The organism is Amycolatopsis sp. NPDC057786, assembly GCF_042797905.1.
Lineage (GTDB): Bacteria > Actinomycetota > Actinomycetes > Mycobacteriales > Pseudonocardiaceae > Amycolatopsis.
This window is the reverse complement of the sequence record NZ_JBHVKW010000023.1, coordinates 1-21,266: the sequence shown is the minus strand read 5'-3', so window position 1 is coordinate 21,266 and position 21,266 is coordinate 1. Positions and strand designations below refer to the sequence as shown.

The following is a 21,266-nucleotide window of genomic DNA, read 5'->3' as shown; positions in this document are numbered from 1 at the left end:
CTGACCAGCGAAAAGCGTGCGGCCGAACGATCCGCCGGGCCGGAAAACCGCTCGTGCGTCACAAACGAGGGAATTCCGGTTACGGGTTGCGCGGATACACAGGCTGCCCTAATCACCCGATCAGCCTACGTACGGTAGCCGCGTCGCCCGGTCGAACTACTTTCCGTGCCCCCAACGGGTGGGTCAAGCCCAAATATGTGCCCGATGTTGTGGCCTTGCCGCCCAAGCCGGTTCGATGTCGCCCGACATGGTGATTTCTTTCGAGACACCCGGTGAAGCGGGGGATCTTCCCCGGTCCAGGATGGCGGGCACGGTATCGGAACCCGTGGCGCCCGGGTAGCAAAACTACGATCTGTCACCAAAACGGGGGACAGAGCGTGGTCGCCGTCCATCTTTTGCCGCAGTGGGCCGTTCGGGCGACAACCGCGCGTGACAACCCTGCTCACTACGACGAGTGATAAAAGCGGTTCATTCCGACCGAAACGATTTCCGGAAACACCAATGGAAGGTAAAACCGAATACCGGCTCACGCCTTCGCGGAACCGGGGTCGCCTATTCAGAGCGCGTGAAGCCGTAGTTAGTATGTGCGCTCCCCGTACCGCGCCACGGATGCAAGCCCCGGAGGAACCCATGCCCGACGTCGCGCGTCCTTACGCGGCGAGCAACGCCCTGGAGGACACCGGGCAGATGCCCGCGCTGTTCGTCCGCGAGCGCCAGCCCGCTCCCCCGCCGCCGCGCGCCACCGGCCCTGACTACGACCGGATCCAGCACGGCAAGGAGTTCGTCGCGCTGCGCAAGACCTTCCGCCGGTTCGTGTTCCCGATGAGCCTGCTCTTCTTCACCTGGTACATGACCTTCGTGCTGCTGGCGGCCTACGCGCACGACTTCATGAGCCGGAAGGTGTGGGGTGAGGTCAACGTCGGCATCCTGCTCGGGCTCGGCCAGTTCGCCAGCACGATCCTGATCACGATCGCCTACCTGAAGTTCGCGAACAAGCGGCTCGACCCCAAGGTCGAGGCGCTGCGGGCCTCCGTCGGGGCGGGAGAGCGATGAGCATCCCCGACAACAACCCGGTACTGAACATCGCGGTGTTCGCGCTCTTCGTCGCGATCACCCTGTACGTGGTGTACCGCGTCAGCGCCCGCAACACGTCCACTTCGGACTACTACGCGGCAGGCAGCGCCTTCACCGGGCGACAGAACGGCATCGCACTTTCGGGTGACTTCCTCTCGGCGGCGTCGTTCCTCGGTATCGCCGGGGCGATCGCGATCCACGGCTACGACGGCTTCCTGTACTCGATCGGGTTCCTCGTCGCGTGGATGGTCGACCTGCTGCTGATCGCGGAACTGCTGCGCAACACCGGCCGCTTCACCATGGGCGACGTGCTGAGCTTCCGGATGAAGCAGCGCCCGGTCCGCGCCGCGGCCGCGACGTCGACCCTGGTGATCTCCTTCTTCTACATGCTCGCGCAGATGGCGGGCGCCGGCGGCCTGGTGGCGCTGTTGCTGGACATCCACGGTGGTATCGGCCAGGCGCTGGTGATCGGCGTCGTCGGTGTCGTCATGGTGCTGTACGTGCTGGTCGGCGGAATGAAGGGCACCACGTGGGTGCAGATCATCAAGGCCACGATCCTGCTGCTGACCGGTGCGCTGATCACCGTGTTCCTGTTCGGCAAGTTCGGCTTCAGCTTCTCGAACCTGCTCGCGGCCGCCGCCGACAACAGCCCGCTCGGTGACGAACTGCTGCAGCCGGGCGGTTCTTACGGCAAGAGCGAGGTCACGAAGCTCGACTTCGTCTCGCTGGCCCTGGCTCTGGTCCTCGGCGCCGCCGCGCTCCCGCACGTGCTGATGCGCTTCTACACGGTGCCGAACTCGCGCGAGGCACGGCGCTCGGTGGTGTGGGCGACCGCGTGCATGACGATCTTCTACCTCTGCACACTGGTCATCGGCTTCGGCGCGGCCGCGCTGGTCGGCCCGGAGGCGATCAAGAACGCGCCCGGCGGCGAGAACTCGGCGGCGCCGCTGCTCGCGCTGAACATCGGCGGCACCCTGTTGCTCGGCATCGTCTCGGCGGTGGCCTTCGCGACCATCCTCGCCGTCGTCGCCGGACTGACGATCACCGCTTCAGCGTCCTTCGCGCACGACGTGTACGCGAACATCTTCAAGCGCGGCAAGGCGGAACCGGCCTCGGAGGTCCGGGTCGCGCGGCTGACCGCGGTCGCCGTCGGGGCGCTCGCGATCGTGGGCGGCATCCTGGCGAACGGGCAGAACATCGCGTTCCTCGTGGCGCTGGCGTTCGCCGTCGCCGCGTCGGCGAACCTCTCGACGCTGCTGTACTCGCTGTTCTGGAAACGCTTCAACACCACCGGAACGCTGTGGGGCATCTACGGCGGGCTGATCGCGAGCCTGGTGCTCGTGTTCTTCTCGCCGGTGATGTCCGGGGCCGCGGACTCGATCATCAAGAGCGTCGACTTCCACTGGTTCCCGTTGAAGAACCCGGGCCTGGTGTCGATCCCGTTCTCATTCCTGTGCGGGTTCGTGGGTACGTTCGTCGGCCGGTCGAAGGCCGATCCGGTCAAGCACGCGGAGATGGAGGTGCGGTCCCTCACCGGGATCGGCTCCTGACGCGCGCCATGAAAGGTCCTTTCCTTGCAAATTTTGCAAGGAAAGGACCTTTCATGGCACCCGGAGACCGTCCAGCACGATCGCGAGAAGCCGCTTCGTGTCCTCCTCCGAAGCCTTGCTCGCCGCCGAGCCCAGCCCGTGGCCGAGCCGCAGGATGTCGACGCCCGCGACGTCGGGCCGGAGCACGCCCTCGTCCTGAGCCGCCTTCACGATCGTGTCGGCCGCGGCCCGCAGGCGTGACTGACACCAGCCGAAGACTTCGGAGCCCGCGTCGACGGACGCCTTCAGCGTCATCGCGAGCCCATGCTTCTCGACCACGTAGATGACGTGCGTGGCCAGCCACGTCTCGAGCGCCTCGCCCGGCGGCAATTCGTCGAGCAGGTCGTATGCCTGCTGCGCCAGCCCGTCGATCTCGTCGCGGTAGACCGCCTCGATCAGCTTGTCGCGCGTCGGGAAGTGCCGGTACAGCGTGCCCGCGCCGACACCGGCGCGTTTGGCGATGTCGTCGGCGGGCACGTCCACGCCGTCGGCGGTGAAGGCCTCCTTCGCCACGGCCACGATGCGCTCGTAGTTGCGCCGCGCGTCCGCGCGCATGGGGCGGGCCGGATCGGCCGTGACCATCTGCACCTCCTCGGGCGACGAAAACGGAGACGTTCTCCGAATTCACTTGCGTAAGCGGAGACTGTCTCCATATCATCGCTCACGACCTCAAGTGGAGAGTCTCTCCGCTTCATCTCGTTACGTCTTCGGAGTATTCCTTGACCGAGCGAACCCTGCGTGCCGAGCCTAGGCCCGAAACGGCCGGGGCCCCGCCACCTCCGCACCGGCTGGTCCTCCCCATCATCCTGACCTGCCAGCTCATGCTCATCCTCGACGCGACGGTGATGAACGTCGCGCTCCCCCGCATCCAGTCCGAGCTCGGCTTCACCGACACTGGCCTGTCCTGGGTGATGACCGCGTACAGCCTGGTCTTCGGCGGCTTGCTGCTCCTCGGCGGCCGGGCGGGCGACTTGTTCGGGCGTCGCCGGACGTTCGTCGTCGGCACGGCCGTGTTCACCGCCGCCTCCCTGCTCGGCGGCCTCGCCGGTTCGGCGGAACTGCTGATCGCCGCCCGGGTCGCGCAGGGCGTCGGCGCCGCGCTCGCCGGGCCGAGCACGCTCGCGCTGATCACCGGCACGTTCACCGAGGCCAAGGCACGAGTGCGCGCGCTGGCGTTGTTCTCGGCGATGTCCAGCAGCGGTTTCGCGATCGGCCTGCTGCTCGGCGGGCTGCTGACCGAATGGATCTCGTGGCGCGCGGCGCTGTACATCAACGTTCCGTTCGGGCTCGCGATCGTGCTGCTCACTTCCCGGTACGTCGCCGATCCTCCACGACGCCGCGCCCGGCTGGATCTCCCCGGCGCGTTCACCGGCACCCTCGGCGTCGGCTCGCTCGTGTTCGCCTTCACCCACGCCGCTTCGCACGGCTGGGGCGACACGATCACCCTCGGCAGCCTCGCCGCCGGGCTGGCACTGCTCGCCGCGTTCCTCATCATCGAGACGAGGATGCGCGAACCGCTGATCCCCCTGCGCCTGTTCGCCGAACGCGACCGCGCCGCGGCCTACGTCAACTTCTTCCTCGGGCCGATGGCGATGATGTCGATGTTCTTCTTCCTGACCCAGTTCCTGCAGGACATCGCGGGTTTCGCCGCGCTGGAGACCGGCTTCGCGTTCCTGCCGATGGCGGTCTGCATGTTCCTGCTGAGCAGGCTGATCCCGAAACTGCTGCCCCGGTTCGGGCCGAAACTGCTCGCGTTGACCGGGACCGCGCTGATGACCGGCGGAGTCGTCTGGCTGACCACGCTCACCACGGACAGCGGGTACTTCTCGCATCTGCTCGGGCCGATGCTGCTGATGGGCGTGGGCGCCGGGCTGGCGTTCTCCCCGCTCAGCGTGATCATCATGGCGACGGTGCCCACCGACGACGCGGGCGCCGCGGGCGGTGCGCTGCAGACGTTGCAGCAGGTCGGGTCGACACTGGGGCTGGCCATCCTGATCACCGTGTTCGGCGCGGCGACGCGGACCCCTTCGGGAAACCCGGCGGACACCACGGTCGCCGGGATGACCGCGGCCTTCACCGCCGCGGCCGTCGTGACGGCGGTGTCCTTCCTGGTGGCGCTGACCTTCCGGCGGAGGGCTTAGAGCTTCACGCCCGCCTGGACCTTGTGCGTGACCTTGCGCTCCATCACGAACGAGAAGAACGGGATGCAGCCGGCGATCAGCACGAGGAGGGTGCCCTTCATCGACCAGCGGGCCTTGATCGCGAGGTCGACCGCGAGCAGCAGGTACACCAGGTACAGCCCACCGTGGACCATGGGGATCATCTTCACGAACTGGGGAAGTTCCACGCGGAAGACGTACTGCAGCAGCATTTCGACGACCAGCCCGAGCAGGGCCACACCGGTGGCGTACGCCGCGACGCGGAACCGGATCAGCGGTCCGCCCAACGAGACCGGGCGGGCCGGGGCGGCGTCGTCAGTTCGGGTGGTCATAGGGTCTCGAACCTCTCTGGGGACTACTTGTCGCGGGCGTTGAGCTCGCGCAGGTATCTGTTGTACGCGGCCAGCTCGTCGTCCTCGGGGGGCGGCGGCGCCGGGGCCCGTCGCTGCCGGGGAGCCGGCACCTCGGGGACGGTGGTCTCGGCCACCGTTTCCTGGGTGTCGGCCTCCGCGGTTTGGCGGCGGAGCTTGCGGATCCGCCAGAACATGAAGGCGGGGAACAGCCCGAACAGCGGCCACTGCAGGACGTAGCCGAGGTTCTGGAACGTCCCGCTGGCCGAGGAGAACCGCTCCCACTGCCACCACGCGAGCCCGCAGCACAGGGCCAGGCTCACCAGGCAGACGCCGGCGATGCCGAGACGGCGCAGGGTGACGGGCGAAGCGGGCACATCTCGACGCTAGCACTGGGCGCGCGGCGAAACATCGCCGACCTTGGCGCTCGGGACCTTGGTCCCGGCCGCGACGGCGAGCGCTCACTTGGCGGCCGCGACGGCCTTCGCGTAGTCGTCCGCCAGCCCGAAGACCTTCTGCGCGTACTCGGTCGAGTTGTTGTACGACAGGATTCCCTGCCACCACCCCGAGGCGGCCGACATGTCCCGGTTGTTCACGCACAGGTAGCGCGCCGCCGCCAGCGTCGCGTCGTCGATCTGCTGCGGGTCGCCGAGGCCGTCGCGGTTGCCGTCGGCGGCGTACCGGCGCCAGGTGCTGGGGATGAACTGCATGGGGCCGACCGCGCGGTCGACGGCCGCGTCGCCGTCGAACTGGCCGCCGTCGGTGTCGCCGATCGCCTTCACGCCGGGCGAACCGTCGAGCGGGACGCCGATGATCGGCTTCGACGGCCGTCCGTCCTGGCCGAGGACCGCGCCGCCGTACTGGCCGTGGTTCGACTCGATCCGGCCGATACCGGCCAGGGTCGCCCACGAGATCTTGCAGTTCGGCTGCATCTGCCGCATCGCCAGTTCGGCGTTGCCGTAGGCGAGCAGCGCCCTGGCCGGGATGCCGGTGGCCTGCGCCGCCCGCTCGGTCCAGGCGGTCAGCGGGTCCTTGCCCGGTTTCGGCTGCGCCTGCTGCGGCGCGGTCTGCTGGGTGGCGCCGCCGGCGACGGTGGCGTTGACCGGGGCGACCGAACCGGGCTTGACGTCCGCCGCCTTGACCTGCAGGGCGGGGATCTCCATCGTCGTGGGGCTCGCGACCGGGGCGGACGCCTTGGTCACCAGCCAGATCCCGCCACCGGCGAGGCCGAGCACGGCCAGCACGATCACGAGCCTGCCGAATACGGCGGCGCCCACCCCGCGTGGCGGGGCGGGCGTGGCCGGGTCTGCGACGAGCTCGTCGTTTTCCGGGGTGGTGCGCACGAAGCGGGTCCTCCAGCGTGGGCGGCGATCACGACCGATGCTCGAACAACGAGCCCGCGCAGGTTAGCGTTACGCGGTCGCCCTGATCGCCCTTGCCACGCCGGTTCACCCGCGCGTGCGAGAACTTCTCATCAGGCGGACTTCTGCTGCCTCGCCAGCCGTGCCACGCACCAGGCCGGGGCGCTGCCGCGGCGGAGGTGCTGCAAAACGGTCATCGGGCCGAGACGGCGGCTCAGGTCGGACGGGGCGAGCCCGGCCGCGCGGTAGTCGAGCGCACGCTGGTCGAGCGGGCTGATGCCGGCGTCCCACCAGGCTTCGGCCTCGGCGACCCCGCCGACCATCTGCCACCAGCCCGCGGCCGCGACGAGCAGATCCTGCGGGACCTCCGGGAGACGGCGGCGCATCGCGTCGAGGTAGCCGGGGTCGGCGGCCTCGACCGGGGCCCAGCGCCCCTGGCCGGACTGCTGACGCTGGCCGGGGATACCGGGAGCCTGCCTCGGCACATCGGCCAGCCACGCCGACGCGATGCGATCGGCTTCCTGCTCCTCGGGGGTCTGCTCACGCTCGGCCGCCCACTGCCGGATCAACGCATCGACTCCGGGATCTCCGGTCATCCCTGCCTCCTCATGATTCCCCGACTGACAAGCCCTGACTTACTTGCCCGGCTGAAAGTTCCGCTGCCGTGAGGCTTGCACCTGCGGAAACTCCTGCCCAGGAGGCCGGCTCCGGCGCCTGGAGGACCAACCGATCACGCAATGTGAGCACCGTAGGGGCGCGGAGGTCTCTTCCGCCAGAGCTTCCAGGGCACGAATTCGTCGACCAGCGGGTTTTCGGGGGCAATCCACCCGGATGGTCGAGTCGTCCGACCGAAATGCGAGACGGGTGACGCTGAGTGATAACCGCTGGTGACTGCGCACAGCGATCACCGGCGTCGCGAGGGACGCCGGTGATCGCCGCGAGGGGTCAGGAGAAGAGGCTCCGGACGAACGTCACGATGGCTTCGGCACCGGACCGGAGCCAGCCGAGCGCGGTGTGGACGGCATCGGCGGATTGCGTCGGCCTGCTGATCAGAAAGAAGAGCACGAGCGCGACGACGGCGATGACAACGAATTTCTTCAAGCCGGGCGACATGGCTCCATCCCATCACACCGTAGTGTCCAGACGATGACTCCGCGCGCACTGCGGACTTTGTCACCACTTTAAGGAGAATCGGGCTCTGTTGCCCACCCGGATTTCCTCAAGGGAGCGATCGATGAGCGAAAACGTTCTCGTCCACCGGGACGGGCCGGTCACGACGATCACGCTGAACCGCCCCGAGTCGCGCAACGCCGTGGACGGGCCGACGGCGAACGCTCTGGCGGACGCGTTCCGCGCGTTCGACTCCGACGAGGAGGCCGCGGTCGCCGTCCTCACCGGTTCGGGTGACGCCTTCTGCGCAGGAGCCGATCTGAAGGCCGTCGGCACCGGCCGCACCAACTCGCTCAGCCCCGCGGGCGACGGGCCGATGGGCCCGACGCGGATGGCCCTGTCGAAGCCGGTGATCGCCGCGGTCCGGGGGCACGCCGTCGCGGGCGGCCTGGAGCTGGCGCTGTGGTGCGATCTCCGGGTCGCCGACAGCACGGCCGTGTTCGGCGTGTTCTGCCGCCGCTGGGGAGTGCCGCTGATCGACGGCGGCACGGTACGTCTCCCCCGGCTGATCGGGCATTCGCGGGCGATGGACCTGATCCTCACCGGCAGGCCGGTCGACGCCGGCGAGGCGCTCGCGATCGGGCTTGCGAACCGGGTCGTGCCGGACGGCGAAGCCCTGGCCGCCGCGCAAGCGCTGGCGCGCGAACTGGCCACGTTCCCCCAGGCGTGCCTGCGCGCGGATCGCAAATCCGCGTACGGCCAGTACGGGCTCACCGAAGACGAGGCGATGCGCGCCGAGTTCTCGAACGCGTTGATCGGCGGCGGGCTCGCCGAGGAGGCCGTCGCGGGCGCGAGCCGGTTCAGCGACGGCGCGGGGCGTCACGGCAGTTTCGACGGCCCACGGCTCTAGGGTCTGTCGGATGACAGAAACCGGAGTCGCGCTCAGACCGGTGTACGAAGACGACCTGCCGATGCTCGAAGCACTGACGAACGATCCGCGGGCCGCGGGCACGTTCGAATGGCACGGCTGGCACGACCCGCACTTCCTGCGCCGCCGCTGGACCGAGACCGGCATGCTCGCGGCGGACAACGGGATGCTGATGGTCGAGCTCGACGGGCAGCGGCTCGGTTTCGTCTCCTGGCACAAGACCAGGACGGGCTCGACGTCGTACTGCTGGAACGCGGGGCTCGTGCTCATCCCCGAGGCACGCGGCCACGGCTACGGGACCGAGGCCCAGCGGTTGCTGGTCCGCTACCTCTTCGCGCATACGCAGATGAACCGGGTCGAGGCGTCGACGGAGGCGGGCAACCTCGCCGAGCAGCGCTCCCTGACGAAGGCGGGCTTCACCCGGGAGGGTGTGCTGCGCGGCTACGGGTTCCGGGACGGGGCCTGGCGCGACCACATCCTCTATTCGGTGGTGCGGTCGGACCTCGACGTGGGCTGAAAGCGTCCTTCACCGCGTGAGATGCGGTGAAGGACGCTTTCGCTGCGTCTCATGCGGGGAAAGCGTCCTTCAGCTCACGCGATCGTCCCGGCGGCCCGGAGCCGTTCGATCCCGTCGGCGTCCACGCCGAGCTCGGCGAGGACCTCGGCGGTGTCGCCGCCCTTGGGCCGCGGCGGTTCCGGCGTCTCGGCAGGCGTGCGGTCGAACCGCGGTGCCGGCGCGGGCTGCAGCATGCCGCCGACGTCGACGAACGTCTTGCGCGCGACGTTGTGCGGATGCGACGGCGCCTCCTTCGGGGAGAGCACCGCCGTCAGGCACGCGTCAGTGCCTTCGGCCTTCGCGACCAGCTCGTCACGGGTGTGCTTCGCGACGGCTTCGGCGACGATCTTGCGCAGCTTCGGCCACTCGTTCTTGTCGACGTGGACCGGCGTCTCCTCGGGGTCTAGGCCGAGCACCTTCACCAGGTCGCCCCAGAACCGCATCTCGATCGCGCCGATGGCGACGTACTTGCCGTCGGCGGTCTCGTAGGTGTCGTAGAACGGCGCGCCGCCGTCGAGCATGTTCTCGCCGCGCCCACCGGACCACAGCCCGGAGTCCAGCAGCCCGTGCAGGCTGGTGGTCAGCAGCGCCGCACCGTCCACCATGGACGCGTCGACCACCTGGCCCTTGCCGGACGTCTGACGTTCGAACAGCGCCGCCAGCACACCCATCGCGAGCAGCAGGCCACCGCCGCCGAAGTCACCGACGAGGTTGAGCGGCACCACCGGCCGCTGCCCGGCGTGCCCGATGGGTTCGAGCGCGCCGGAGATGCCGATGTAGTTGATGTCGTGCCCGGCGACGGTCGCCAGCGGACCGTCCTGGCCGTAGCCGGTCATCCGGCCGTAGACCAGCCGCGGATTGCGGGCGTGGACCTCTTCCGGCCCGATGCCCATCCGTTCCGCGACGCCGGGGCGGAAACCCTCGATGAGCACGTCGGCGTCGTCGGCGAGTTTCAGCACCAGTTCGACGCCCTCGGGGGTCTTGGTGTTGATCCCGATCGACCGCCTGCCGCGCGCGAGCGGATCGTTCGGGAAGCCGATGACGTCGTTGCCCGGTGTCGCCCGGTCGATCCGGACGACCTCCGCGCCGAGATCGGCGAGGATCGTGCAGGCGAACGGCGCCGGGGCGAGCCCGGCCAGTTCGACGACCTTGAGCCCGCTGAGCGGGCCGGCCTTTTTCGCCACGTCTTTCCTTTCTGCGCCAACGGTTCCGCTACAGCGTGCGGGAGATGATTTCCTTCATGATCTCGCTGGTGCCACCGAAGATGCGCGAGATCCGGATGTCGGCCCACGCGCGCGCGATCGGGTACTCGGTCATGTAGCCGTAGCCGCCGAAGAGCTGCAGGCAGTCGTCGACGACCTTGTTGACCCGTTCGGTGGTCCAGAGCTTCGCCATCGCCGCGCCCTGCACGTCGAGTTCCTTGCGCAGGTGCCGTTCGATGCACTGGTCGAGGAACGCGCGGGACACCGCGGCCTCGGTCGCGGCCTCGGCGAGCTTGAACTTCGTGTTCTGGAAGTTGTAGACCGGGCGGCCGAACGCCTGGCGGTCCTTGGTGTAGGCGATGGTCTGGTCGATCGCGGCCTCCATCCCGGCGACCGCGGTGACGGCGATGATCAGCCGCTCCTGCGGAAGCTGCTGCATCAGCTGGATGAAGCCGAGCCCTTCCTGCGCACCCAGCAGGTTGGCGGCGGGGACGCGGACGTCGTCGAAGTTCAGCTCCGCGGTGTCCTGTCCCTTGAGACCGATCTTGTCGAGGACGCGGCCGCGGCTGAAGCCGGGCGTGTCGGTCTCGACGGCGATCAGCGAGACACCCTGCGCGCCGGCCTCCGGGTCGGTCTTCACCGCGACCACGACGAGGTCGGCGTGGAAACCGTTGGTGATGAACGTCTTCGCGCCGTTGATCACGTAGTGGTCGCCGTCGCGGACCGCGCGGGTCTTGATGTTCTGCAGATCCGAACCGGTGCCGGGTTCGGTCATCGCGACCGCGCCGACCATCTCGCCGGAGGCGAACTTCGGCAGCCACGCCTTCTTCTGCTCTTCGTTCGCGTACTCGAGGATGTAGTGCGCGACGATTCCATTGTGGACGGTGACGCCCCATGCGCTGTCACCGGACCGGGCCTGCTCTTCGTAGAGCACGGCCTCGTGGGCGAACGTGCCGCCGCCACCGCCGTACTCCTCCGGGATGGAAAGGGCCAGCAGACCCACCTCGCCCGCCTTCGTCCACAGCTCGCGGTCGACCTTCTTCTCGGCCGCCCAGCGCTCCTGGTTCGGCACGAGTTCCTTCTGGCAGAAGGTCCGGGCGAGGTCCCGGAGGTCTTCGAGCTCCGTCGTGCTCCACGAACTCTTCTGGATCTGCAAGGGCACGGCCAACGCCTCCTGATCGGACCTGGAAAACATGACGCTTAGGATGTAAGTTCCATGCGGAATGTACATCCGTACCGAGCTGCACGTAAAGGGGGCAGGATTCGGTGAGTGTGCTCGGCAGGACCCACCGCACCCAGGCCGAGCGGCGCGAGCAGACCCGCGCCGCCCTACTCGACGCGACCATCGACTGCCTGGTCGACCTCGGCTACGCGCGCACCTCGGTCCAGGAGATCTGCGCCCGCGCCGGCGTCTCGAAGGGCGCCGTGCAGCATCACTTCTCGGCGAAGGCCGAGCTCATGGCGGCCGCCGTGGAGCATCTGACGGAGAAACTGCGCGGACGCCTCGCGGCGTCGATCACGGCGCTCCCCGGCGGCGCCTCGGGTGTCGCGGCGGCGATCGACCTGCTGTGGGAGGGCTACTCCGGCACGCTGTCCACGGCGGCCACGGAACTGTGGGTGGCGGCGCGCACCGACCCCGAACTCCGCGAAGCGATCCGCCCGGTCGACAAGGCTTTGGGCCGCTCGACGCTGGAGCACGTCACCGCCGTCGCAGGGGATCTCCCGAAGGAACGCGCGGAGATCCTGTTCTGGCTGACCGTGAACCTCACGCGCGGGCTGGCACTGGACGCCGAACTCGGCGGCGACCCGAAGCGGCGCCGGCAATTGCTCGACGAATGGAAACGCGTCGCGGTCATGTTGTACGAGGACAGCTCCGCGTAGCACGCGCGAAAGCCCCAGACCAGAGCACAGCCGACACTTATCCCGTCGGCCGATCCGTGGTGGAATTCCTTGCTGGACAACAGAACCGGCGGAGGAGTCGACCATGAGCGCGCCGCAGCAGCAGCCGTACCAACCGACTGGCCCGTTCGGCGCAGCGCAGCCCGCGCGACCGCCGTCGGATCTGCGCCTCCCCCGGCTTTTCGCCGCGATGATGGGGGTTTTCGCCGGGCTGCTGGTCCTCCTCGCGACTTTTCTCCCGCAGTCGACGTACGAGCAGGTTTCCGACGGCAAGACCGTGTCGAAATTCGCCGAGACCGGCTGGACGCGACTCTTCGACATCGAACCGTCGGCGGAGGAACAGGAGTTCTACGACAGGACGCATGTCGCCCGCTACGGCATCCCGTTGTCCGCCGCCGCGCTGACCTTGTTCGCCGGAGCCGCGGTGGGTTTCGCCGCGTACCGGCGTAATTCGGCGTCGCCCGCCGCGACGACGTCGAGAACGCTGCTCGTCGCGGGCGGGGCGGGGACCGCGATCGGCGTCTGGATGCTCGGCATGGACATCTCGGCGAGCCTGAGCTTCGGGCAGGACACCGGCCGGTTCGTCTCGCGTTATGGGACCGGGAGCGGATTCTGGATCCTGCTCGCCGGCGGGCTCGTGGCGTTGCTCACGATCGGGCTGGCGGTCGTGGCCAACCGTCGTGAACCGGCGCCGCCCCCTCAGTCCCCTTACCCGGTCACCTACACCCCTTACGCTCCCGGCATCCCTCAGCAGCAGTATCCGCAGGCCTACGAGCCGCCGTCACCCCCGACGCCGCCCGCGGGATCCGCGTTGCAGCAGCAGGACATCCTGCGCCCGTCGCCGGACAATCCGCCACGACCCGACAATACGTGAAACTGATTCATATCAGCGCTGGACAGTCTCCATACCGGCGGTATGCTGTACTCGTCGGTAACACCTGGGCTCTGCGTGGCGCCTTCCGGCTCCGCGCGGCATGGAACGGAGACGGCATGACGAGCACGACACCGGCGAGTGCGGGCCAGCACACCGAAGGACCGTCCACCATCGGCGGCGTTCCCGGCGCCCCGGCCATGGCCAGGGCGGAACGGCTCGTGCGCCGGGTCGTGGGTGGCGCGGACTCCGCGCCCGTCCAGATGCGCGCGCCCTTCACGGGACAGCCGATCGCGACCCTCCCCCAAGCCACCGACGCCGACGTCCGCGCCGTGTTCGACCAGGCACGGGAGGCTCAGCGCGCGTGGGCCGAACGGCCGGTCGAAGACCGCCAGCGCATCCTGATCCGCCTGCACGATCTGGTGCTGAAGCGGCAGGAAGAGGCGCTCGACCTCGTGCAGATCGAGGCGGGCAAGGCGCGGATGGACGCCTTCGACGAAGTCAGTGCCACCGCGCTCGTGGCCGCCTACTACGGCAAGCACAGCGCGAAGTTCCTTTCGCCGCGTCGCGCCGCCGGGCTGATCCCGGTGCTGACGAAGGTCGGCGAGATCCGGCACCCCAAGGGGGTCGTCGGGATCATCTCGCCGTGGAACTACCCCCTCGCGCTGACCGCGATGGACGTCCTGCCCGCGCTCGCGGCGGGGAACACCGTCGTGCAGAAGCCGGACAACCAGACCGCGCTCTCGGCGCTGTGGCTGCAGGAGGTCGCCGAGGAGGCCGGGCTGCCCGCCGGCGTCTGGCAGATCGTGCTCGGCCGCGGCTCGCGGATCGGCGACGCACTGGTCGAGGAGTCGGACTATCTCTGCTTCACCGGATCCACGCCCACGGGCAAGGGCCTCGCCGCGAAGGTGGCGGAGCGGCTGACGAGCTACTCACTAGAACTCGGCGGCAAGAACCCGATGATCGTGCTGCCCGACGCGGATATCGCCAAGACCGCGACCGGCGCGGTGACCGCGTGCTTCTCCTCCGCGGGGCAGCTGTGCGTCTCGGTCGAGCGCATCTACGTCCACGAGTCGATCCGCGAGGAGTTCACTCGCGCTTTCGTCGCCAAGACGGCCGCTTTGCGGCTCGGCGGCGCCCTGAACTACCAGGCGCAGATGGGCTCCCTGACCTCCGAAGCCCAGCTGGAGACGGTGTCGGCGCACGTCGAGGACGCCCGGTCCAAGGGCGCGAAGGTGCTCACCGGCGGCAAGGCCCGGCCCGATCTCGGCCCGCTGTTCTACGAGCCGACCGTGCTCACCGACGTCACCGAAGACGTGAAGCTGTTCGCCGAGGAGACCTTCGGGCCGGTCGTGTCGATCTACGGCTACACCGACGTCACCGACGCGATCGAGCGGGCCAACGACACGAAGTTCGGGCTGAACGCGAGCGTGTGGTCGCGTAACGGCCGGGCGGGCTGGGAGGTCGCGGCGCGGCTGAAGGCCGGGACCGTCAACGTCAACGAAGGCTTCGCGGCGACCTTCGGGACCGTGGGACTGCCGATGGGCGGGATGAAGGAATCCGGTGTCGGGCGGCGTAACGGTGCCGAAGGCCTGCTCAAGTACACCGAGGCCCAGGCGATCGCTTTGCAGCGCGGGATGCCGCTGCGCCCCGGCCGCGGGATCCCGCCGAAGCTCTGGGTGCGGACGCTGAGCGCGAGCCTGAAAGCCCTCCGCCGCCTCCCGCGCCGCTGACCCACGCGTTTAGTCCTCTGAATGCGGTAGTTGCGTGTGCAAGGACCGCATTCAGAGGACTAAACGCGGCTAGGGAGAGGACGGAGCGGCCAGCAGGCCCCGGTCGTAGGCGATCGCGACCGCCTCGGCCCGGCGGCTCGCGCCGAGTTTCGCCATCACGCGCGAAAGGTGGACGCTCACCGTCTTCTCGCTGATGTACAGCTCTTCGCCGACCTGCCGGTTGGTCCGGCCGAGCGCGACGCGCTCCAGCACGTCGCGTTCCCGGTCGGTGAGCGGATCGACGACGTCACGACGCGGCGCCGCGGCCTCCCCGGGAAGCTCGACACGCGCCCGGTGACTGAGCTCCCGGACGGCTTCGCGCAGCGGGCAGGCGCCCAGCCGATCGGCCACCGCGTGCGCGGCCAGCAGCTCCGACGCAGCGAGCGCGGTGTCGCCGTCCGAAGCCAGCAGGGATTTCGCGTGCTGCAGACGGCACATGGCCTGCTCGTACACCGCGCCGTACCCGAAGGCCTCGACCGCCTTCGCCCACAACTCCGGGTCTCCCGCGCCGCGCAGGCTGCCGCCGAGCGCCTCCAGCCGGGCGAGCCACGCCAGCGCCTCCGGACCCAGCGACACGGAACGCGGGATGCCGTGTTCGGCGCAGTGGCGACCGTGGGCGAGGAACTTCTCGCCCGAGGCCACCGCGGCCTCGACCGTCGCCAGATCACCGCGTACCCGCGCTTCGGCGGCCTGGGCGACGGCCGCGGTGAGGCCGTGCACGCTGATCCGGATCCCGCCGAGCACGGCGGGTTCGACCTCTTCGAGCCAATCGATCAGCTCATGGGCCTGGCGTACCGCGCCCGCGTGGTCTCCTCGCCACGACGCGAGCTGGATCGCGGCGTCGCCCGACGCGAGCGCGATCGAGTAGTCCGCGCTCCAGTGCTGACGGAGGCTGGGCAGGATCTTGTCCGCGTCCGCGAACCGGCCCCTGCCGACGACGAACTGTGCCCAGATCCCCAGGAACCGCCCGGCGACGACACTCGAAACACCGCGGCCCGCGCGGCCGGCGTCGTCGTCTTCCGGCCAGTCCCCGCTGACGTACCGCAGCGTGAGGTGCTTGGTCCGCAGCTCGATGCCGAACGAGCTCCAGGTCAGGCCGGTCTCCTTGGCCCGCTTGATGCCCTTGGCGTAGTACTTCAAGGCGGAATGGATCTCGGCCCTGTCGTCGTAGCTCAGCCCGAGGAAGTGCAGAGCCCGTAGCTCGCCGTTGAGCGCGCCGGATTCCCTGGCCTTCCGCTCGGCCTCGCGCAGCCGCTCCCGCGCCTCCTCGACGTCGCCCGCCGAATCGGCCAGCGTCCCGAGCGAGACCAGCGCCGCCGCCTCCGCCCCGCCCGCGCCGACGGCCCTGGCGTCGGCGACCGCGGCCAGCGCGCACTGCAGCGCCTCGTCGTGCCGGTCGATCAGCCGCAGGATCCCGGCGCGGGTGGCGAGCACCCAGGCCCGCGCGGCACTCGCCTCGGTGTGCTCGACCAGCTCCCAGGCCTTGTCGATCGCCTCGACGACCTCGTCCAGCGTGCCGTCGACCGAAAGCAGCGCCTCGGCGTGCCGTCGCCAGACCTTGGCCGCCCGCTCGTTGCCGGTGTCCGGGCCCAGCGCCTCGGTCGCGGACCGTGAATACGCGACCGCGCGCTCCGGCTCCCCCGACGTGCTCGCGAAATACGACGCCTCGTGCAGGAGGCGGAGCTCGTCGACGTCGGACGGCCGGTCCGCCGCGGGTACGGCGTCCCAAATGGACAGTGCCTGCTCGACGTGCCGCAGCGCGGAACCGGGCGCGCCCAGCTTCTCCGCCTCGTCCATCGCGCGCAGCAACGCGGCCAGCGCGGTGACGAAGTCCTTGCTCTCCATGCTGTGGTGCGCGAGCCGCGCGTCCTGGCCGCGACCCTGTGCCCGGTCGCGGATTCGGGCCGCGTACGCCGCGTGCATGCGCACCCGCTCCCCCGGCAGCAGGTCGCCGTAGACCGCTTCCTGCAGCAGCGCGTGGCGGAAGGTGTAGAAACCGTTCTCGATCACCAGGACGTGATGCTGCACGGCCTCGCGCAGCGCCTCGTCGAGTTCGAGTTCGTCCAGTCCGGAGATCTCGGCGAGCGCGGCGTGCGCCACCGCGTCCTTCGCGACCGAGACCACGCGTAGCACCCGGCGGGTGATCTGGGAAAGCTGCTCCACCCTGGCGAGGAGCACTTCGGCCAGCCCGGCGGGGAGGTCTCGGCAGTCCTTCGCGGAAGCGAGCAGCTCCTCGACGAAGAACGGATTGCCCTCGGACCTGGCGACGATGTCGGCGATCAGGTCCTGGCCGATCGGCTCGTCGGCCAGCGCCTCGACGAACGCGCGCGCGTCCTCGGCGCCGAACGGCTTGACCTCGACGCGTTCGACCGCGCCCAGCCGCACCACCTCGGACAGCACCGCCCGGAGCGGATGCCGCCGGTGGACGTCCTCCTCGCGATAGCTCGCCACCACCAGCAGCCGCTGGGTGCGCAGCCTCGTCAGCAGGAAGGACAGCAGGTTCCGGGTGGAGCCGTCGGCCCAGTGCAGATCCTCCAGCAGGATCACCACGGGCCGGCGCTGCGCGATGACGGTCAGCACCCCCAGTACCGCGTCGAACAGCTGGAGCTGGCCGAGGTCCTGTTCGGGACCGAGCCGTTGCGTCGACATCCGTTCGCTCGCGGTGAGCTGACCGTCTTCGATGGCGGGGTAATCCTCCGCCTGCTGCATCTGCGGGAGCAGCCTGCCCAGCGCCGGCCGGGCCCGGACCGCCGCGGTGACCGCGGGATCGGACGTCGTCGCCAGCGGCGCCAGCGCCTCGGCGAACGGAAGATAGGGAAGACCGCCCTCATGGACGTCGATACAGCGCCCGGTGAGCACCAGGGCGCCCGCGCCCGCGACGTACTCGCCGAGCGCGGTCAGGAGGCGGGTCTTGCCGACGCCGGCGTCACCGGAGAGCAGCACCGCGCCGGCCTCGCCCCGTTCTGCACGGGCGAAGGCGGCGCGGAGCTGCCGCATCTCCTGAGTGCGGGCGACGATCGGGATTCCGGAGCCAAGACGGGGCACGAGGTGCATTCTTGCCTACCGGGCCGACAACTTCGCCTGTGTTTTCGCCGAGAGCTTCATCGCACTCGACCTCTACCGGGTGACGTCGCCGCTGCGGGCGGGCGCCTGCCGGACCTCGCGGCGCTCCTGGGCGGGCACCCGGACTTCGGCGCGCTGCGCGCGGATCCGCTTGCCAGCCCGGCGGGCCCGGTCGACCCATACGCTGCGGCCCGCTCGCTGAAGCTCTTCGCGGCGGTACTCGACCTCGGCCAGTACCCCGGTGAGCAGAGCGTCGTTCGTGTTCATCTTTTCCCCTTAGGAACTCACTACCTGGTTTGGTAGTGATGAGATTCGTCCTGAGGGGTGCCTCGCGGCATCGGGTGATCACCTACACCCGGACGTGATTCGACCCCTTACGCCGGCCCATCCCCTGCTCGGGGGGCGTAAGGGGTCGAGTTCGGGGATCTTCAGTCGTGAGCGGGGCCACTCGAGCGCACGGCGCCGAGCAGCCCACGCCAAGCCTGCGGCGAGAGACGGAAGGCGCCACCCTCAGGGTCCTTGGAGTCCCTCAGCGCGGCACCGGAACCGGTGAAGGCGACCTCGACGCAGTCGTTGCCGCCACCGCTGTGGCTGCTCTTGAACCACCGGGCCTGGGAAAGATCATCGTTGGGCGTCATGCTCCCCACTCCTTACTTCGTTTCCAGGGACTTCTCCGGAAGGGCCGCCCGTTCGGCGAACCTTCCGGCGGCCTCGGCGATCACCTCGACCGAGTCGTCCGGCTTCAACGCGGCGGCACGAAGATGGTCGAACATCAACGCGTATCGCCGGACGTCCGGGGGTTCCTCCAGGTAGAGCCCGCTGGAGGTGCTGTCGACGTAGACCACGTCGGTGTCGGCCAGTTCGGGGAAGCCCATGATGAGGAACGGACCCTCCATCCCGGGATGGGCACCCGCGCCGAACGGCACGATCTGGACGGTCACGTTCGGCTGCGCCGCCATGGTGACCATCCGGTACAGCTGTTCCGCCATGACCTCGGGGCCGTCGACCACGCGGTGCAGGACCGCTTCGTCGATGACGGCCCAGTACTCCGGGGGCGAGGGGTCGGTCAGCAGCTCCTGCCGCGCCATCCTCGCCGCCACCCTGCGCCTGATCTCGGCGTCCTCGGCGTCGGGCCGCATCGCCCTGATCACGGCCTTGGCGTACCGCTCCGTCTGCAACAGACCCGGCACCAGCAGCGCCTGGAACGCGCGCAGCGAACTCGCGTCCGCCTCCAGCCCGACGAAGGTGCCGGTGAACACCTCGTTATACGCGTGCCACCAGCCGCGTTTACGGGCCTCCCTGGCCAGCTGGACGAGCGCTTCCTGCTCGTCGCCCGCGATGCCGTACAGCTCGAGCATGTCGCGCGCGTCGCGCGGGGTGACGCCGACGTGTCCCGTCTCGATGCGGCTGACCTTCGACGCCGAGCATTCGAGCTTCTCGCTCACCTCGTCGATGGTGAGGTCGGCCGCCTCGCGCAACCGCCTCAGCTCGCTCGCCAGCCGCCGGCGGCGCACGGTGGGTCCCTGACCCCTCGTCATCACGGCACCTCCACAAGCTGTCCGAGCACCAACGATCGCGACACGGCGGAGAACAGTGTTCAGGAACCCCGCACGAAGCACATCTAACCAGCCCGAGACACATTCGGTGAGATGGTCACACGACCATTTTCACCCACGCGTCGATTTTCATCCTGCAATTTGCAGATTGCCGTTGTAGGTTGAGCATTGTGCAACGCGGTACGCCCGCCCTCACCGGCGGCAGCGGATCCGCTCGCGGCACGGGCGCGGGGCCGCAAGCTGCACCGATGGGCTTTCGGAAGGATACCCGTCGAAGCCGGATTCACCCCCGGTGCAGGGCCGGAGCCGTCCCCCGATCGGTTCCGGCCCTCCCTTTATGCCCGCATTCCGTAATGCTCTGGCTCCAGATGTTAATGCGTTTCGCCATTCCCTCTAAAGGGTGGACTAGACGACATCCCGACTGCGGAACGTCACACGACTCGGAGCAGACCTTCCTGCACCACGGTGGCGATATGCGTTCCGTCCGCGGCGAAGAACCGTCCGGTCGCCAGCCCGCGGGCACCCGACGCGGTGGGTGACGCGCTGTCGTAGAGGAACCACTCGTCGGCCCGGAACGGGCGGTGGAACCAGAGCGCGTGGTCGAGGCTCGCGCCGAGCACCTTGTCGAGATCCCAGTAGACGCCGTGGCGCGCGAGGACCGAGTCCAGAAGCGTCATGTCGGAGGCGTAGGTCAGCACGCAGACGTGCAGCAGCTGCTGGTCCGGGAGCTTGCCGTCGGCCCGCATCCAGACCTGGTTCCTGGCCGGCCGGTCGCCCGACTTCCTGGTCACCCACGGCGGGTCGTTGACGTAGCGCAGGTCGATCGGGCGCGGCCGGTCGAGATGGCCCATGAAGTACCCCTCGGCCCGCTCCTGCAGCGTCGGGAGCGACTCGGGATCGGGGACGTCCGGAATGGTCTCGGAGTGTTCGATGCCGCCCTCGTCCTTCTGGAACGAGGCGGACAGGGAGAAGATCGCCTTGCCGTGCTGGATGCCCACGACGCGGCGGGTGGTGAACGAGCGGCCGTCGCGGATGCGGTCGACCTCGTAGACGATCGGGACACTCGGGTCGCCGCCGCGGATGAAGTAAGCGTGCAGCGAGTGGACCTTCCGCTCCTCGGGGACCGTGCGGCCGGCGGCGACCAGCGCCTGCCCGGCGACCTGTCCGCCGAACACCCGCACCGGCGAATGGGCCGGCGAGACGCCGCGGAAGATGTTCTCCTCGATCTTCTCCAAGTCCAGCAGCGCGACCAGCCGGTCGAGCACGGGCTGTCCGCCCATCCCGCCGGCGTTGTCGAAACCGGCCGCGGCTTCCCTGGCCATCTCAGTCATGTCATGGACTTTAGGCCGTGCGGGTGTCCTGGGCCCGGGTGAGGCGGGACGTTTGTCGCGAAGGCCACCTTCGGGACACCTGGGACGCCATGAAAGGTCCTTTCCTGGCAAATTTTGCGAGGAAAGGACCTTTCATGGCGTCGACGGAGGGGTGAAGGGGCCTTTCACCGCATGGCATGTGGCGAAAGGGGCCTTCACCGCACGGACGCGGCAGGAGCGCGCCTCGCACCGGGGGTCGCGCCACCTTCGTGACCTCCCGACGCTAGGAAAGGTCCTTTCCTAGCAAATTTTGCCAGGAAAGGACCTTTCCTAGCGGTCGGCAGGGTCGGAGCCCGTGACAGGCCCGAAGTCCGTGAAGGCCTCCTTGAGAGACCCAGGGTCCCTCAAGGAGGCCTTCACCGACTCGCGTCAAAAGCCAAACCTCAGGCGTGGTCGTCAACGCCGA

At 69.0% G+C, this 21,266-nt stretch carries 21 protein-coding genes; 8 read left to right on the top strand and 13 right to left on the bottom strand.

Going from position 1 to position 21,266, the window contains the following annotated elements; translation table 11 throughout:
- Window positions 1-630: 630 nt before the first annotated feature.
- Both ACFVM3_RS15435 and ACFVM3_RS15430 read left to right on the top strand, forming a co-directional pair.
- Window positions 631-1,053 (top strand): DUF485 domain-containing protein, encoded by a 423-nt coding sequence (locus ACFVM3_RS15435; RefSeq protein ID WP_378439131.1) that lies wholly within the window; start codon window positions 631-633, stop codon window positions 1,051-1,053.
- Window positions 1,050-2,624, top strand: a complete 1,575-nt coding sequence (locus tag ACFVM3_RS15430) for a cation acetate symporter (protein ID WP_378439129.1) — start codon at window positions 1,050-1,052, stop codon at window positions 2,622-2,624. Before ACFVM3_RS15435 ends, ACFVM3_RS15430 begins: the two co-directional genes overlap by 4 nt.
- Window positions 2,625-2,675: 51 nt before the next feature.
- Here ACFVM3_RS15430 and ACFVM3_RS15425 read toward each other — a convergent pair whose 3' ends face one another.
- Window positions 2,676-3,245 (bottom strand): TetR/AcrR family transcriptional regulator, encoded by a 570-nt coding sequence (locus ACFVM3_RS15425; protein WP_378439127.1) that lies wholly within the window; start codon window positions 3,243-3,245, stop codon window positions 2,676-2,678.
- A 137-nt stretch (window positions 3,246-3,382) separates the two neighbouring features.
- Between ACFVM3_RS15425 and ACFVM3_RS15420 the strand changes: the two genes are divergently transcribed.
- Complete coding sequence (locus tag ACFVM3_RS15420; protein ID WP_378439125.1) at window positions 3,383-4,804, top strand: MFS transporter; 1,422 nt, start codon at window positions 3,383-3,385, stop codon at window positions 4,802-4,804.
- Here ACFVM3_RS15420 and ACFVM3_RS15415 read toward each other — a convergent pair.
- The 5 genes from ACFVM3_RS15415 to ACFVM3_RS15395 form a co-directional block, all read right to left on the bottom strand.
- Window positions 4,801-5,154 carry a DUF3817 domain-containing protein gene (locus tag ACFVM3_RS15415; RefSeq protein WP_125675490.1) on the bottom strand — a complete coding sequence of 118 codons (354 nt, stop codon included), beginning with the start codon at window positions 5,152-5,154 and terminating at the stop codon, window positions 4,801-4,803. The two genes, ACFVM3_RS15420 and ACFVM3_RS15415, sit on opposite strands and share 4 nt — an antisense overlap.
- Window positions 5,155-5,177: 23 nt before the next feature.
- A complete protein-coding gene (locus ACFVM3_RS15410) occupies window positions 5,178-5,549 on the bottom strand; it encodes a hypothetical protein (RefSeq protein WP_378439123.1) in 372 nt (123 codons plus the stop codon).
- An 84-nt stretch (window positions 5,550-5,633) separates the two neighbouring features.
- Complete coding sequence (locus ACFVM3_RS15405; RefSeq protein WP_378439122.1) at window positions 5,634-6,515, bottom strand: lytic transglycosylase domain-containing protein; 882 nt, start codon at window positions 6,513-6,515, stop codon at window positions 5,634-5,636.
- A gap of 131 nt (window positions 6,516-6,646) precedes the next feature.
- Window positions 6,647-7,129, bottom strand: a complete 483-nt coding sequence (locus tag ACFVM3_RS15400) for a helix-turn-helix transcriptional regulator (RefSeq protein ID WP_126734844.1) — start codon at window positions 7,127-7,129, stop codon at window positions 6,647-6,649.
- 349 nt (window positions 7,130-7,478) lie between these two features.
- Complete coding sequence (locus ACFVM3_RS15395) at window positions 7,479-7,634, bottom strand: hypothetical protein (RefSeq protein ID WP_162182762.1); 156 nt, start codon at window positions 7,632-7,634, stop codon at window positions 7,479-7,481.
- Between the two features lie 133 nt (window positions 7,635-7,767).
- Here ACFVM3_RS15395 and ACFVM3_RS15390 point away from each other — a divergent pair, with 133 nt between their 5' ends.
- Together ACFVM3_RS15390 and ACFVM3_RS15385 are read left to right on the top strand one after the other, a co-directional pair.
- Complete coding sequence (locus tag ACFVM3_RS15390) at window positions 7,768-8,553, top strand: crotonase/enoyl-CoA hydratase family protein (protein ID WP_378439121.1); 786 nt, start codon at window positions 7,768-7,770, stop codon at window positions 8,551-8,553.
- Between the two features lie 10 nt (window positions 8,554-8,563).
- The gene (locus ACFVM3_RS15385; protein WP_378439119.1) at window positions 8,564-9,088 is read left to right on the top strand and encodes a GNAT family N-acetyltransferase; all 525 of its coding nucleotides are present in this window, start codon (window positions 8,564-8,566) and stop codon (window positions 9,086-9,088) included.
- 74 nt (window positions 9,089-9,162) lie between these two features.
- Here ACFVM3_RS15385 and ACFVM3_RS15380 read toward each other — a convergent pair whose 3' ends face one another.
- Together ACFVM3_RS15380 and ACFVM3_RS15375 are read right to left on the bottom strand one after the other, a co-directional pair.
- Window positions 9,163-10,311: a CaiB/BaiF CoA transferase family protein gene (locus tag ACFVM3_RS15380; RefSeq protein ID WP_378439117.1), complete on the bottom strand. Its 1,149-nt coding sequence runs from the start codon at window positions 10,309-10,311 to the stop codon at window positions 9,163-9,165.
- 28 nt (window positions 10,312-10,339) lie between these two features.
- On the bottom strand, window positions 10,340-11,491 hold the full coding sequence (locus tag ACFVM3_RS15375) for an acyl-CoA dehydrogenase family protein (RefSeq protein ID WP_340688457.1): 1,152 nt from the start codon (window positions 11,489-11,491) through the stop codon (window positions 10,340-10,342).
- A gap of 104 nt (window positions 11,492-11,595) precedes the next feature.
- Here ACFVM3_RS15375 and ACFVM3_RS15370 point away from each other — a divergent pair, with 104 nt between their 5' ends.
- From ACFVM3_RS15370 to ACFVM3_RS15360, 3 genes are all read left to right on the top strand, one after another.
- Window positions 11,596-12,210 (top strand): TetR/AcrR family transcriptional regulator, encoded by a 615-nt coding sequence (locus ACFVM3_RS15370; protein WP_185927221.1) that lies wholly within the window; start codon window positions 11,596-11,598, stop codon window positions 12,208-12,210.
- 103 nt (window positions 12,211-12,313) lie between these two features.
- Window positions 12,314-13,102 (top strand): hypothetical protein, encoded by a 789-nt coding sequence (locus ACFVM3_RS15365; RefSeq protein ID WP_378439115.1) that lies wholly within the window; start codon window positions 12,314-12,316, stop codon window positions 13,100-13,102.
- A 116-nt stretch (window positions 13,103-13,218) separates the two neighbouring features.
- Window positions 13,219-14,832 carry a succinic semialdehyde dehydrogenase gene (locus ACFVM3_RS15360; RefSeq protein WP_378439113.1) on the top strand — a complete coding sequence of 538 codons (1,614 nt, stop codon included), beginning with the start codon at window positions 13,219-13,221 and terminating at the stop codon, window positions 14,830-14,832.
- A 69-nt stretch (window positions 14,833-14,901) separates the two neighbouring features.
- Here the strand turns inward: ACFVM3_RS15360 and ACFVM3_RS15355 are convergent, their stop codons facing one another.
- The 5 genes from ACFVM3_RS15355 to ACFVM3_RS15335 all read right to left on the bottom strand — a co-directional run bounded on the left by ACFVM3_RS15355 (window position 14,902) and on the right by ACFVM3_RS15335 (window position 20,821).
- On the bottom strand, window positions 14,902-17,925 hold the full coding sequence (locus tag ACFVM3_RS15355) for an AAA family ATPase (RefSeq protein ID WP_378439111.1): 3,024 nt from the start codon (window positions 17,923-17,925) through the stop codon (window positions 14,902-14,904).
- A 63-nt stretch (window positions 17,926-17,988) separates the two neighbouring features.
- The gene (locus tag ACFVM3_RS15350) at window positions 17,989-18,201 is read right to left on the bottom strand and encodes a hypothetical protein (protein WP_378439109.1); all 213 of its coding nucleotides are present in this window, start codon (window positions 18,199-18,201) and stop codon (window positions 17,989-17,991) included.
- A gap of 161 nt (window positions 18,202-18,362) precedes the next feature.
- Window positions 18,363-18,572 (bottom strand): DUF397 domain-containing protein, encoded by a 210-nt coding sequence (locus tag ACFVM3_RS15345; RefSeq protein ID WP_378439107.1) that lies wholly within the window; start codon window positions 18,570-18,572, stop codon window positions 18,363-18,365.
- 12 nt (window positions 18,573-18,584) lie between these two features.
- A complete protein-coding gene (locus ACFVM3_RS15340; RefSeq protein WP_378439105.1) occupies window positions 18,585-19,472 on the bottom strand; it encodes a helix-turn-helix domain-containing protein in 888 nt (295 codons plus the stop codon).
- Between the two features lie 449 nt (window positions 19,473-19,921).
- Window positions 19,922-20,821 carry an acyl-CoA thioesterase gene (locus ACFVM3_RS15335; protein ID WP_378439103.1) on the bottom strand — a complete coding sequence of 300 codons (900 nt, stop codon included), beginning with the start codon at window positions 20,819-20,821 and terminating at the stop codon, window positions 19,922-19,924.
- Between the last annotated feature and the right edge of the window lie 445 nt (window positions 20,822-21,266).

Bases quoted from the DNA above. Each gene is read 5' to 3' on its own strand.
- ACFVM3_RS15435 (WP_378439131.1), top strand. From the start codon at position 631: ATGCCCGACGTCGCGCGTCCTTACGCGGCGAGCAACGCCCTGGAGGAC.
- ACFVM3_RS15430 (WP_378439129.1), top strand. From the start codon at position 1,050: ATGAGCATCCCCGACAACAACCCGGTACTGAACATCGCGGTGTTCGCG.
- ACFVM3_RS15425 (WP_378439127.1), bottom strand. From the start codon at position 3,245: ATGGTCACGGCCGATCCGGCCCGCCCCATGCGCGCGGACGCGCGGCGC.
- ACFVM3_RS15415 (WP_125675490.1), bottom strand. From the start codon at position 5,154: ATGACCACCCGAACTGACGACGCCGCCCCGGCCCGCCCGGTCTCGTTG.
- ACFVM3_RS15400 (WP_126734844.1), bottom strand. From the start codon at position 7,129: ATGACCGGAGATCCCGGAGTCGATGCGTTGATCCGGCAGTGGGCGGCC.
- ACFVM3_RS15390 (WP_378439121.1), top strand. From the start codon at position 7,768: ATGAGCGAAAACGTTCTCGTCCACCGGGACGGGCCGGTCACGACGATC.
- ACFVM3_RS15385 (WP_378439119.1), top strand. From the start codon at position 8,564: ATGACAGAAACCGGAGTCGCGCTCAGACCGGTGTACGAAGACGACCTG.
- ACFVM3_RS15365 (WP_378439115.1), top strand. From the start codon at position 12,314: ATGAGCGCGCCGCAGCAGCAGCCGTACCAACCGACTGGCCCGTTCGGC.
- ACFVM3_RS15360 (WP_378439113.1), top strand. From the start codon at position 13,219: ATGACGAGCACGACACCGGCGAGTGCGGGCCAGCACACCGAAGGACCG.
- ACFVM3_RS15355 (WP_378439111.1), bottom strand. From the start codon at position 17,925: ATGCACCTCGTGCCCCGTCTTGGCTCCGGAATCCCGATCGTCGCCCGC.
- ACFVM3_RS15350 (WP_378439109.1), bottom strand. From the start codon at position 18,201: ATGAACACGAACGACGCTCTGCTCACCGGGGTACTGGCCGAGGTCGAG.
- ACFVM3_RS15345 (WP_378439107.1), bottom strand. From the start codon at position 18,572: ATGACGCCCAACGATGATCTTTCCCAGGCCCGGTGGTTCAAGAGCAGC.
- ACFVM3_RS15340 (WP_378439105.1), bottom strand. From the start codon at position 19,472: ATGACGAGGGGTCAGGGACCCACCGTGCGCCGCCGGCGGCTGGCGAGC.
- ACFVM3_RS15335 (WP_378439103.1), bottom strand. From the start codon at position 20,821: ATGACTGAGATGGCCAGGGAAGCCGCGGCCGGTTTCGACAACGCCGGC.